Origin of the sequence: Catalinimonas alkaloidigena (assembly GCF_029504655.1) — a bacterium.
Taxonomy (GTDB): domain Bacteria; phylum Bacteroidota; class Bacteroidia; order Cytophagales; family Cyclobacteriaceae; genus Catalinimonas; species Catalinimonas alkaloidigena.
Window position 1 is genome coordinate 1,405,317 of the sequence record NZ_JAQFIL010000001.1, and the last position, 13,075, is coordinate 1,418,391.

7 protein-coding genes are annotated in these 13,075 nt (G+C 44.1%); 5 read left to right on the forward strand and 2 right to left on the reverse strand.

Annotated elements, in window-relative coordinates:
- Positions 1–161 precede the first annotated feature (161 nt).
- From OKW21_RS05920 to OKW21_RS05940, 5 genes are all read left to right on the forward strand, one after another.
- The gene (locus OKW21_RS05920) at positions 162–3,494 is read left to right on the forward strand and encodes a transglutaminase family protein (protein WP_277478230.1); all 3,333 of its coding nucleotides are present in this window, start codon (positions 162–164) and stop codon (positions 3,492–3,494) included.
- A 19-nt stretch (positions 3,495–3,513) separates the two neighbouring features.
- Positions 3,514–6,045, forward strand: a complete 2,532-nt coding sequence (locus OKW21_RS05925) for a circularly permuted type 2 ATP-grasp protein (RefSeq protein ID WP_277478232.1) — start codon at positions 3,514–3,516, stop codon at positions 6,043–6,045.
- The gene (locus tag OKW21_RS05930) at positions 6,042–6,764 is read left to right on the forward strand and encodes a transglutaminase family protein (RefSeq protein WP_277478233.1); all 723 of its coding nucleotides are present in this window, start codon (positions 6,042–6,044) and stop codon (positions 6,762–6,764) included. Before OKW21_RS05925 ends, OKW21_RS05930 begins: the two co-directional genes overlap by 4 nt.
- Positions 6,742–6,924, forward strand: a complete 183-nt coding sequence (locus tag OKW21_RS05935; RefSeq protein ID WP_277478235.1) for a hypothetical protein — start codon at positions 6,742–6,744, stop codon at positions 6,922–6,924. Before OKW21_RS05930 ends, OKW21_RS05935 begins: the two co-directional genes overlap by 23 nt.
- 298 nt (positions 6,925–7,222) lie before the next feature.
- Positions 7,223–10,870 (forward strand): S8 family serine peptidase, encoded by a 3,648-nt coding sequence (locus OKW21_RS05940; protein WP_277478237.1) that lies wholly within the window; start codon positions 7,223–7,225, stop codon positions 10,868–10,870.
- Positions 10,871–10,977: 107 nt separating this feature from the next.
- Here OKW21_RS05940 and OKW21_RS05945 read toward each other — a convergent pair whose 3' ends face one another.
- Together OKW21_RS05945 and exaC are read right to left on the reverse strand one after the other, a co-directional pair.
- Positions 10,978–11,373: a DUF779 domain-containing protein gene (locus tag OKW21_RS05945; RefSeq protein WP_277478239.1), complete on the reverse strand. Its 396-nt coding sequence runs from the start codon at positions 11,371–11,373 to the stop codon at positions 10,978–10,980.
- Positions 11,374–11,512: 139 nt separating this feature from the next.
- Positions 11,513–13,012 (reverse strand): acetaldehyde dehydrogenase ExaC, encoded by a 1,500-nt coding sequence (gene exaC / locus OKW21_RS05950; RefSeq protein ID WP_277478241.1) that lies wholly within the window; start codon positions 13,010–13,012, stop codon positions 11,513–11,515.
- Positions 13,013–13,075: the final 63 nt, after the last annotated feature.

Here is a 13,075-nt window from a genome sequence, read left to right on the forward strand (position 1 = left end):
GGGGAGGAAAGTATGGATATGTATATCTTGGGAAGCTTGCCGGGATCATTCCATGCCTAAGCAAAAAAATATAATGTAAGTAATAGGCAGGTTGGCATTTCAATAATGTTATATTTATATGAAAATTTGTAAATATCTTTTGTGAAATATAATATCAAAGCATGTCAGTTCGTGTCGCCATCAATCACTACACCGCATATAAATATGAGAGACCTATTGAGCTTTCACCACAGGTAATCCGTCTCAGGCCGGCTCCACATTCACGCACCACCGTAAAAGGGTATTCTCTTAATATTAAGCCAGACAATTATTTCATCAACTGGCAGCAGGATCCCTTTGGCAATTATCTGGCAAGAATTGTTTTCCCGGAGAAGATAGATCATTTTATCGTGGATGTAGAAGTGCTGGCCGATATGGTGGTGATCAACCCTTTTGATTTTTTTGTGGAAGAATATGCTGAGAAGTTTCCATTTAGCTATGATGATCTCTTAAAAAAGCAGCTTCTCCAGTATCTGGAGATACAGGAGAAAGGGCCATTGATGACCCAGTGGGTAGAAAAAGCAAAAAAATTACAACAGGAAGAAGATGTAACAGTGATTTACCTGGTGAAGCTTAACCAAATGCTCAATCAGGATATCGGCTACCGCATACGAATGGAGCCGGGTGTACAAACTTGTGAAGAGACACTTAGTACTGCTTCGGGCTCCTGCCGCGACTCAGCCTGGCTGCTGGTACAGATCATGCGTCACCTGGGGATTGCGGCACGCTTTGCTTCGGGCTATCTCGTGCAGCTAAAATCCGATGAAAAAGCATTGGATGGTCCTTCCGGACCTGAAGAGGATTTTACTGACTTGCACGCCTGGACAGAGGTCTACATACCGGGAGCCGGTTGGGTAGGACTGGACCCTACCTCCGGTCTTTTTGCCGGAGAGGGGCATATACCTCTTGCTTGTACGCCTGACCCTCAGAGCGCGGCCCCTATTTCTGGTTCTGCCGAAGTAGTGAAGACTGAGTTTGAGTTTAAGAATACGGTAAAGCGGGTAATTGAGAAACCCAGAGTCACCAAACCCTATACTGATGAGCAGTGGAATAAAATATTAGAAGTTGGTAAAAAAGTAGATGAGCAACTCATGGAAAATGATGTGCGCCTGACCATGGGAGGGGAGCCCACCTTTGTTGCTATTGACAATACTGATGCTCCCGAGTGGAATTCTGCCGCTGATGGTGAGCATAAGCGTTCACTTTCCAACAAGCTGTTCCATAGACTCAAAAAGCACTTCGGTAAAGGGGGAATGATGCAGTACGGGCAGGGAAAATGGTATCCGGGTGAGCCGCTTCCTCGCTGGAAGCTGGCCTGCTACTGGAGAAAAGATGGCGTTCCTATCTGGCGGGATGATAGCCTAAACGCAGACCTATCTAAAGATTACGGATTTGATATCTCTCATGGTGAGGCTTTTACCCATGAACTGTCACAGCAAATCTACATAGACGCTAAACATATCAGACCAGCCTATGAAGATCCTTTTTACTTTATCTGGGAAGAAGGGAATCTGCCACTGGACGTTGATCCTCTGGAACTGGATCTTAAATCACCCCTGGAAAGACAAAAGCTGGCGGAACTGTTATCCAAAGGACTTGATGAGGCAGTCGGTTATGTGCTTCCTTTGCAGTGGGATTTTGAATTGCGCAACTGGCAGAGTTGCCGCTGGAAGTTCCGAAGAAAGCATCTATTTCTAGTCCCCGGCAATTCACCGGCAGGGATGCGTTTGCCCTTGAATTCTATCCAAAACCTGGCAGAGAACGAAGAGGTAAGACCGGAAAGAAGCTTGTTTGAAGAGGTGGGAGACCTGCCAGGACCCTCTGCTGATGAAGGCGAAGCGCTAAAATACAATACTTCCGAAAAGGTGTTTAAAACTACTTTGGTGGTTGAGGTAAGAGAGGGCAAACTATTCGTGTTTTTGCCACCGATTACACATTTTGAGCATTATCTGGATTTGGTGTACGCTATAGAAAACAGCGCAAAAAAATTGAACATACCTGTACTGATTGAAGGCTATGATCCGCCTTCAGACAATCGTATCCAGAAATTTATGATCACACCTGATCCCGGTGTGATAGAAGTGAATATTCATCCTGCCTCCTCCTGGAAAGAGTTGCTACAGAATTATGACATCCTCTACGAAGAGGCAAGACAGTGCCGTCTGACTACAGAAAAGTTCAATCTGGATGGACGACATACCGGAACCGGGGGTGGTAATCATGTGACCCTGGGCGGAAATACGCCATCGGACAGCCCACTCCTGAGAAGGCCGGATGTGCTAAGGAGTTTCGTGACTTACTGGCAACATCACCCTTCTTTATCATACCTGTTTTCCACCCAGTTTATCGGGCCTACCAGCCAGGCTCCTCGCGTTGATGAAGGCAGAGATGAGATGTTATATGAACTGGAAATTGCTTTTGCCCAGATTCCTTCGTTAAAAGAAAGCGAAGTCCCCTTTTGGTTGGTAGATCGCCTCTTCCGCAACCTCCTGGTAGATATTACAGGAAATACGCACCGGGCAGAGTTCTGCATTGATAAGCTCTATTCTCCTGACTCCAGCAGTGGAAGACTGGGTATTCTTGAATTCAGGGGGTTTGATATGCCCCCTCATTACCGCATGAGTATGGTGCAGTTTCTTCTGCTCAGAGGCTTACTTGCCTGGTTTTGGAAGCAACCTTACCATCATCAGCTGGTGCGTTGGGGGACCGAATTGCATGATCGTTTTTTACTACCTCATTACTGCTATAAGGACTTATCCGATGTGGTGAGTAACCTGAACAGTGCCGGTTATGCTTTTAGTATGGACTGGTTTGAGCCTTACTTTAGCTTCCGTTTTCCTTTCCTGGGTGAGTTACAGGTTGATGGTATTCATATAGAGTTAAGAATGGCGATTGAGCCCTGGCATGTGTTGGGAGAGGAGATGTCAAGCACCGGCACTGCTCGTTTTGTAGATTCTTCATTGGAAAGGCTACAGGTTAAAGTAAGCGGTTTGACGGAGTCACGTTACCATTTGCTTTGCAATGGCAATAAGATGCCTTTAAAAAGTACAGGGGTAAAAGGCGAATATGTGGCGGGAATACGCTATCGTGCGTGGCAGCCCCCCAGTGCTTTACATCCTACGATTGGCATTGATACCCCCTTGGTCATTGATCTGTATGATAGCTGGAGCAAAAAATCGGTGGCAGCCTGCCAGTACCATGTGTCACATCCGGGAGGCAGAAGCTATGATACTTTCCCAGTAAATAGTTATGAAGCAGAATCCCGGAGGATATCGCGCTTTTTTGACTTTGGACACTCTATCAATTTGGTAGAACCCAGGGTAAACCAGCCACAGACGACAGGAAGGTTTGTGACTCGTATGAATATATTACCGGAGTATGTTGAACAAAGTGAAAATATTAATCCTGAATATCCCCATACATTAGATTTAAGAAGGAATAAACGTGTATACTAGCAGTTGTTTTTGAATTAGTATGATAGAAACATATAATACCCAACAGCAGGATTTGGGTCAATTTTATGACGAACTCATTGGGCCCAATGGCCAGGTTCGTCCTCAGTGGGAGAAAATTGCTGCATCCTTTTATACCCTGGGACCAGCTCAACTGAAGCAGAAAGCAGCTGAAGTAGCGCAACTTCTGAGAGAGAACGGGGTAACCTATAATACTTATGGCGACCCAGATGGGATGAACCGTCCCTGGAATCTGGACCCCATTCCCATGGTTTTCAGCACCCAGGAATGGGAGTTTATTGAAAGAGGTATTAAGCAGAGGGCAACCCTCCTGAACTTAATACTCAAAGACTTGTATGGACCGAAAAAATTAATTCAAGAGGGCTTTCTCCCTCTTGAATTAATTTACAGGCACGGTGGATTTCTTAGGCAGGTAGACAAACCGGATGAAGATAAAGACCTCCTGATCAATTATGCAGTTGACCTTGCCAGAGGGCCCGAGGGCAAACTCTGGGTTTTGCATGACCGTACCGACACTCCTTCGGGAATTGGGTATGCCCTGGAAAACCGGGCCGCCATGACGCGGGTATTTCCTGCTTTGGTGAGGGACAATAAAGTCCAAAAAATCACACCTTACTTTCAGGTGTTCAAAAATACCTTAAGCACCCTCTCTTCAGGTGGAGGTGAAAATCCTCGTATCGTATTGTTATCATCGGGGCCCGCTTACCGTACCTATTTTGAGCACGCATACCTTTCTTCTTTTTTAGGTTTTACCCTGGCGTTAGGGGCAGACCTTACCATGAGCAATGGCAATATCTGGCTGAAAACATTGGATGGCCTCAAGAAGGTAGATGTCTTACTGAGAAGGGTAAATGATATTTATTGTGATCCTCTGGAGTTTGATGCCAGCTCAACCATCGGCATAGTTGGCTTGATGGAGGCTGTACGCCAGGGAAAGGTAGCAGTGGCGAATCCGCTGGGCACAAGAATACTGGAAAACCCTGCGATTATGGCATACCTTCCCCAAATATGCCGTCACTTATTAGGAGAAGATCTTCTCATTCCATCGGTATCTACCTGGTGGTGTGGCCAGGAGGATGCAAGGCAGCATGTGTTTGACAATATGCATCAGCTCATTATTAAAAATGTGTATCGGGATGAGCGTAATGCCCCCTACATAGGGGCTGAGTTGAGTGAAGAAGAAGCTTTGAAACTCAAAAAAGAGATTAGTCAGAACCCATGTTTGTATGTGGCCCAGAATATGGTCAACTTTTCTACAACACCCACCCTAATTCACGGCAATTTGGAAGCCCGTAATGCTGTGCTGAGAAGTTTTGCTGTCAGGGATACAGCGAATGAGGAGTATGTAGTCATGCCGGGAGGTTTAGCCCGAAGCTCTTCTAAAAAGGGTGTTTTTGTGCTTTCTCGTCAGTCCGGAGGAATCAGTAAGGATGTGTGGGTAGTGGGTTCCAAAGTTCCTGAAAAGATTACAGTAAGTACCAATCATGATGTAAGACAACAAGAAGTACTACTACCCAGCCGTACCGGAGAGCATCTTTTCTGGATGGGCAGGTATCTGGAGCGTTCTCTAAGTACCATCAGGCTTTTCAGGATTATCCTCAAAAAATTCAATGAGTCAGATAATGAACAAAGCGTAGAGAAGGATGACACCCTTAGCACGCTGCTCACCACACTCACTACATTGACCGGTACACAACCTGGTTTCAATGAACATAAGACCTTAGTCAACCCGGAGAAGGAATTGATAGATGTAGCCTCTAATCCCAAGCGTGTGGGCTCTCTCTCTCAGTCATTGGAGTTATTCTTATCCAATGGTTATTCAGTGCGGGACAGGCTAAGCCTGGACACCTGGAGGATTTTGGATAAAATATCTTTCCTGGATAGAAAACTGAAAAAAGATGATGTGAATCTGGGAAGTATTTATCACCGTCTGGATGACCTGATTGTGCACCTTATGGCTTTCAATGGACTTAACCTGGATAATATGACGCGTGAGCCTTCATGGAGGCTCCTTAACATCGGGCGAGCCATTGAAACTTCCATCCGAACCAGCCTGATGTTACAGAATACGCTGACCATAAAAAGTGATGAGGAAAAGGAAAAAGCTATTATGGAATTGGTACTAATGGCTAATGAAAGCCTGGTAACTTATCGCTATCAATATCGCTCAACACTGGAGCTTTCGGCAGTGCTAAGATTATTGATTACTGAGGAAAGGAACCCTAAGTCAATTGCGTATCAAATTGCCAGTATAGAAGAGCATTTAGCCAATATGCCAAATCACCCTCAGCATAGCGCATTGAGTCCGGCGGGAAAAAAACTTCTTCAGGCGCTTACCGATATCAGGCTGGTAGAAATTGATTATCTGATCGCAACACAAAAGAGTGAAGTAATCAGAAAAAATCTGAATGTGTTTTTTGAGAATATTATCCAGCTATTGGAAGCGGCGGCAGACCATATTTACGAGGATTATTTTAGCCCTACGCAAAACCAATTTGCGTTTTTGAAAACAGCTAAACTTCCTGAGATATGAAATACAAGATCGTACACCATACCATTTATGTGTATGACGCTCCGGCCATTATGTGCCATAATCTGGTGTATCAAAAGCCTATACTGATGGGTTATCAGTCCGTATCTAAGTTTAAATACCATATAGAACCGGAACCGGAATACCTGAGCATACGTAATGACTTTTTTGAAAATGAAGTGATATTTTTCTCAGTGCTCAGAAGTCACTCACGACTGGATGTTGAGGTAAAAAGCCATGTGGAAGTTACCCCACCAGCCTATGCTTCATTGGACTTTAGCCAATCTCTTAACTGGGAAGCCGTTGTGAACTGGTTACATAGTACTAACGCACCGCTGAACGTCAGGCAGTTTTTCATGGAGTCCAATTATGTCAAGTTTATTCCCGGCGTGAGGGAATATGCCATGCTTTCATTCACTCCTGAGCGACCAGTATTGGAAGCAGTAATGGATCTGACTTCTCGCATATTCAGTGATTTTAGCTTTACGTCCGGCTTCACTGATGTCAGCACGCCTCTGGAAGAAGTTTTCAAAGAAAAAAAAGGCGTGTGTCAGGATTTTGCCCATTTTCAGCTGGCCTGTCTCCGGTCGGTAGGTCTGGCTGCCCGCTACATGAGTGGTTATATTGAAACCCTGCCTCCTCCGGGGAAAACCAAAATTAGTAGGTGCGGATGCTTCACATGCCTGGGTAGCGGTATATGTGCCCGACATTGGTTGGGTTGAATTTGATGCTACGAACAAGCTGGTAGTTAAAGATCAGCACATACGTGCAGCGATTGGTAGAGATTTTACCGATATCGTACCGCTTAAAGGGGTGGTGTATAGCGGAGGAAGTCAGCAGATGAATGTGAGCGTAGATGTGAGAAAGGAAGAAGTAGTTTGAGCTTTGATGATTTTTTCTGGAGGCTGTAAACTTTAATGAAATGCAGGCGATCAGGCTTCAAAAAGCGTTAAGCAACAGCTTTTCACAGTTGGCTTAAGTATTTCCTGCCTATTGTAATGATGATACATGGACTGGTTGGTTGACAAGTTGTAGAATGAGATAAATTAACTTTTTCAGGAAGTGTAGTTATAAAATAATAAGCTGATATATTACTATAAAAAGTAAGGTGAATAGAAGTTTTTTCTTAAAGTTTATTATTTTAAGAAAAATCAATCAACTATCAACCAAACCAAATGCCATGAAAAATGCTTACAGGCATTGCTATGTTTTTTTCATAGCTTCAGCCATTCTTTTTGTGAGTTACTCTCACAGTGCAGTCGCACAAGCTAAAAAGGGCAAGTACCATAAAATTGACCCTGCTTTGTTAAACATTAATGATACCGAGGGTTCGGTATCGTCCTCTTCTCCGGCCTTGCAGTTTAGTCCAAAAAGCCAACAGTCACCACCGAGTAATGCCAAAACACTCGCTTCTACTGACGACGCAAAGTCAAAAGAGCTACGCCCGCTCAGTCATAATGTAAAAATGGTTTTGGTGGATGGGCATGTCGCGATTGAAGCCGTTTCTATAGGTAAAACACAGGAGTTATTATCGGAGCTGAAAAGCCTGGGTATCAAAAATGAATCCTCTTTCGGGAGCATGGTCTCTGGCCTATTACCAGTAGATAAAGTGGAGCAGTTGCAGGGCTTGAAATATTTGCGTTTTGCCCGCCCTACCTATCTTAAAACTAATATTGGGGCCACTACCTCTCAGGGAGATCAGGTGATGTTTTCTGACCTCGCCAAAAGCAAATACAAAATCACTGGTGAGGGAAATAAAATTGGTGTATTGTCTGACAGCTATAATACATTGGGTGGCGCCGAGGCAGGCATCCAAAGTGGCGATCTGCCGGGTGAGAATAATCCTAATGGATATTTTCATCCTGTTCAGGTATTAGAGGATTTATTACCGGGTGAAGGTATAGATGAAGGCAGAGCGATGATGGAAATTATCCATGACGTAGCCCCTGGTGCTGAGCTAGCATTTCATACCGCCTTTTTGGGCCAGGCAAGTTTTGCTCAGGGCATAGTGGATCTAGCGGATGAAGGCTCTGATATCATTGTAGATGATGTGTTTTATTTTGCCGAGCCCTTTTTTCAGGATGGTATTATTACGCAGGCTGTAGATATCGTATCAGATAGAAACGTATCTTATTTTTCGTCAGCAGGTAACTCTGGCAGAGATTCTTATGAGGCGGAATTCAGGCCGGTAACTGATGAAATTGTGCTTCCCCTTCAAATCGGAGAAGATGTATTTCCATCAACTTATGTGTTCCACGACTTTGATCCGGGGCCAGGCGAAGATATTTTCCAGGAGATAGCTTTTGACCCGGGTTCAAACTCATTCACCATAGCTATGCAATGGGATGAGCCCTTCGCTTCCGTTTGTGAAGGATGTCCAGGTTCAAGTTCAGACCTGGACGTTTTCATTGCTTTAGAGGAAGATACTGAAACTATTTTGTATGATTTTTCCTCTTTCTTTGGAAATCTGGATGGCGACCCTATAGAATTTACCTCATTTGGTTTCAATAATAGCGAACCGATAAGCCTGTATCTTTTGATAGGGAAGTGGGTAGATGGTGAAGCAGGTGAGGCTCCAGACCCGAATATCATTAAATATATAAGCTTTGATGGCGGAACTATCATGGATGACCCTACCTTCTCATCTACCTGCGTGGGACACTCCAATGGTGAGAATACAGTGGCAGTGGGAGCGTCTTTCTTCTTCAACAACCCGTTGTATTTTTCTGATATTGACCGACCCATTATCAACAGCTATTCTGCTTTTGGAGGTACACCTATACTTTTTAACACTAAAGGAGAACGTATTGAGGCTCAAGTAAGAAATAATCCTGACATAACGGGGCCGGATGCAGGCAATACAACCTTTTTTTTTCCCGGTTTATTCATTGGCTTTGAAGTACCAGGCACTACAGAGCCCGATGAGTTTCCTCAGTTTGCAGGTACTTCTGCCTCTGCGCCCCATGTAGCCGCAGTGGCTGCTCTGATGAACGATATTAATGGAGAACGTCTGCATAATACTGACATCAATAAGGTATTGATGCAAACCGCTACGGACATGGATGACCCCTTCACTCCAGAATTTGATGAAGGATATGATTTTAAGACAGGTGCCGGTTTTGTGAATGCCAGAAAAGCTATTGCCAGTGTAGCACCTTTGCCATCAGTAGTGTCATTTACCCTGATCAACGTAACTACCGAGGAGGAAATAGGTGAGTTGGGCGATCGCATTGAGCTTTCCCAGATAGAAGGGGGCATGTTTAACATCCGTGCTGATGTCATTGATGGTAAATCCTCCGCCAGAAGCGTGTTATTTGAATTGAGTGGTGACGAAATGATGGATCAGATAGAAAATATTGAACCTTATGCCCTTTATGGTGACGATAAGCATGGAGATTACTACGAAGGTAGCTTACCCATTGGTCAGTATACACTGAAGGCAACACCTTTTACCGAAAGCAAGGCGGAAGGTATGGAAGGGTACGATCTTAGCGTGTCTTTTGAGGTTACCCTATCTCCTGTAGCCAGCTTCACTTTATTTGATGCTGATACGGATCAGCCGGTAGAAGAATTAGAAGATGGTACGGTGATTAACTTACTGACCACACCTAATCTCAGTATTGTTGCCAATCCTGAATTTGAAGACTTTAACGGTAGTATTGTTTTTTACCTGAATGGTGAACTTGTACATACAGAAAACTATGCACCTTACGCCATAGGTGGAGATAATAAGGGAGATTTAGCCTCTTTTGATATTGAGCCGGGTGAGTATACATTAACCGCAATGACTTTTACTGAGAAGGATGGCGGGGGTATGCAGGGAAGCTCTACCTCTGTTGAATTTAAAGTAGTGGAAGAGTTGGAGGTAACAGCTCTCGTATTGGTAGACAGTGACCTTGACCAGGACCTGATCGCATTGAAGGATGGTATGATAGTACCTTTAGATGTTTCCCCGAATGTTAATATTAAGGCGGAGGTCAATTCAAGCATGGTAAATAGTGTAGAGTTTAGGGTGAATGGTGAGGTCTTTAATGTCGATAATGATGCCCCTTTCGCATTAGGTGAAGAAGAGGGGGGGGATTATAAGGCGCTTGATTTACCACCCGGTGAATATACGATTACCGCTGTTCCCTTTGGCCGGGAAGGGGCCTTGGGTAGTATAGGCATAGCCCATACTGTATTTATTGAACTGGAGAATAATTTTGCAGTAACAGACTTTGAACTCTGGGATGCGCGTAATGATGTAAGCCTTGGCACCTTGGAGTCAGGAGCCTTACTTGATTTAGCCACATTGCCTGCCCTTAGTATTGAAGCCTTGGTGGATGATCCTGAGGATGTAGGAAGTGTTGAGTTTATTTTGAATGATGAAAGAGTGGCTATTGAAAATTACGCTCCCTATGCCATCGGTGGAAATGACGATAATGACTATAGACCCTATCCGTTCAAAGTAGGAACATACATACTCACTGCTATTCCATACAGTGCTATGGGGCTTAAAGGTATACAGGGCGATTCTCTGACCATCTTCTTTGAAGTCATAGACAGTGAGGAAGACGTATCTACCGAGAATCTGCGACTCGTGGCTTATCCCAATCCGGTAGCTTCAGAACTCAATCTAAGCATAGAGCACCCGAGCGCACGCCTGTCATACTATGCTATTCTGGATAATCTGGGAAGAACACTAAGTGAAAATTATGTGGACCAGCTCAGTACTGTAAATATTGATGTACAACCTTATCAGTCTAAGTTAGGAAGTGCAAAGCTATTTTATGTAAAAGTGATTACAGACCGGGGAACAGTCAGGACATTCCCTATCAAAAGGGAGTAAGAAAAGTATTAGCAAGCGATATGTAAAAGGGAGAGTTACGATTGGTAATTTTCCCTTTTTTTATTAGAGATGAGCTAAAGAATTTCTAAAATGTGAGTCCCTATGGATTAGTGTACAGGATACAAGTTTTCCAGCTCTTCCTGTGTAAATAAGCGGGAACGGATGATAAACCGTACGCCCATAGGAATTTCCAGAGAGAAGCTGGAGCCTCTGCCCTTAGTAACATCAACGGTGAGTTGGGTATGCTTCCAGTATTCAAACTGATCACGAGAGATGAAGAATTTGCAGCCATATATATCGCCCAGATAGATATCACTATCTCCGGTTTTAAATTCATCAGCTTGATAACACATCGGAGAAGACCCATCACAGCAGCCACCACTCTGGTGAAACATCAGATCTCCATTTACTGCTCTAAGCTCGTCTATTACCTCTTTGGCTTTATCACTTACCAATACCCGGGGTACATATTCCTGTTTCTTTTCAGTGATCGTTTGGGACATGATTGTATGGGTTTAATGTATAATGCTGTTGTTTCCTTCCAGAACTTTAATAGTAAAACAGTAAATCAAGCCTAATGTTAGGCCTGACTTACTGAGTGAATCAATCGGTTATACAAATACTTGAGATAGGATCATTTGTCTAGAAAAAACCTTTAGGGTTTTTGTCGTAAGAAACCAGCATATTTTTGTTCTGACGATAATGATCCAGCATCATCTTATGATTTTCACGACCTATGCCTGATTTCTTATAACCTCCAAAAGGCGCATGAGCAGGGTAGTCATGGTAGCAGTTGACCCAAACACGCCCTGCCTTGATCTGCCGGGATACTTTGAAAGCTTCGTGCATATCACGTGACCATACGCCAGCGCCTAAGCCGTAAAGTGTTTCATTGGCTATCTGAATGGCATCAGCCTCATCTTTGAAGGTAGTGACAGAGCAGACCGGGCCAAAAATCTCTTCCTGGAATACTCTCATCTTATTGTGCCCTTTGAAGAGTGTAGGCTGAATGTAATAACCTTCTGCGTAATCCCCACTCATTTTATAGGCTTCGCCACCAGCCAGTACTTCAGCTCCTTCTTCTTTGCCGATGCTCATGTAAGAAAGAATTTTCTCATACTGATCATTAGAAGCCTGGGCTCCCATCATGGTTTCAGTATCCAGCGGATTACCCATCTTGATATCCTTGGTACGAGCAATCACTCTTTCTATAAATGGCTCGTAAATAGATTCTTCTATAAGAATTCTGGACGGGCAGGTACACACTTCACCCTGGTTAAGGGCAAACATCACAGCCCCTTCTATACATTTGTTCAAGAACTCATCGTCTTTATCCATAATACTTTTGAAGAACACATTGGGGGATTTTCCACCAAGTTCCAAAGTAACAGGTATGATGTTTTCCGATGCATACTGCATGATCAAACGACCGGTAGTAGTTTCTCCTGTAAAGGCAACTTTGTTGATACGGGGCGAAGAGGCCAGGGGCTTACCCGCTTCAGGGCCGAAACCGTTAACGATATTCAGCACACCCGGAGGAACTACATCTTTAATCAGTTCCATCAGCATGATGATGCCGGCGGGAGTTTGTTCAGCAGGTTTTACGATGGTACAGTTACCCGCCGCCAAGGCAGGAGCGATTTTCCACGCTGCCATCAGCAGGGGAAAGTTCCAGGGGATGATCTGCCCAACAACACCTAGTGGCTCATTTACATTGTAAGAAACAGTATTAGCATCTAGTTCAGCCAGCGAGCCTTCTTCCGCGCGGATTACACCCGCAAAATAGCGATAATGGTCAATGGCAAGAGGAAGGTCAGCCGCCAGGGTCTCTCGTATAGCCTTACCGTTATCCCAGGTTTCCACAGCCGCCAACATCTCCATATTCTCTTCCATGATGTCGGCGATCTTGTTCAGCACCTTGCTCCTTTCTGTGGCCGAAGAATTGTTCCAGGAATCTTTGGCAGCATGCGCAGCATCAAGGGCCAATTCTATATCTTCTTTGGTAGAACGCGCAATCTTTGTAAATGGCTTTCCATCTACCGGTGAGATATTCTCAAAGTAATTTCCCTTGACAGGAGGTACAAACTTACCTCCGATGAAGTTGTCGTACATCTCCTTGAACTTAGGCTTATTGTGTATCATTTTATCAATATTTTTTGTTGTAAATATCAATTCAATAATAGCTATTCTCGTTTTTAATTAATA

Bases quoted from the DNA above. Each gene is read 5' to 3' on its own strand.
- OKW21_RS05920 (WP_277478230.1), top strand. From the start codon at position 162: ATGTCAGTTCGTGTCGCCATCAATCACTACACCGCATATAAATATGAG.
- OKW21_RS05925 (WP_277478232.1), top strand. From the start codon at position 3,514: ATGATAGAAACATATAATACCCAACAGCAGGATTTGGGTCAATTTTAT.
- OKW21_RS05930 (WP_277478233.1), top strand. From the start codon at position 6,042: ATGAAATACAAGATCGTACACCATACCATTTATGTGTATGACGCTCCG.
- OKW21_RS05940 (WP_277478237.1), top strand. From the start codon at position 7,223: ATGAAAAATGCTTACAGGCATTGCTATGTTTTTTTCATAGCTTCAGCC.
- OKW21_RS05945 (WP_277478239.1), bottom strand. From the start codon at position 11,373: ATGTCCCAAACGATCACTGAAAAGAAACAGGAATATGTACCCCGGGTA.
- exaC (WP_277478241.1), bottom strand. From the start codon at position 13,012: ATGATACACAATAAGCCTAAGTTCAAGGAGATGTACGACAACTTCATC.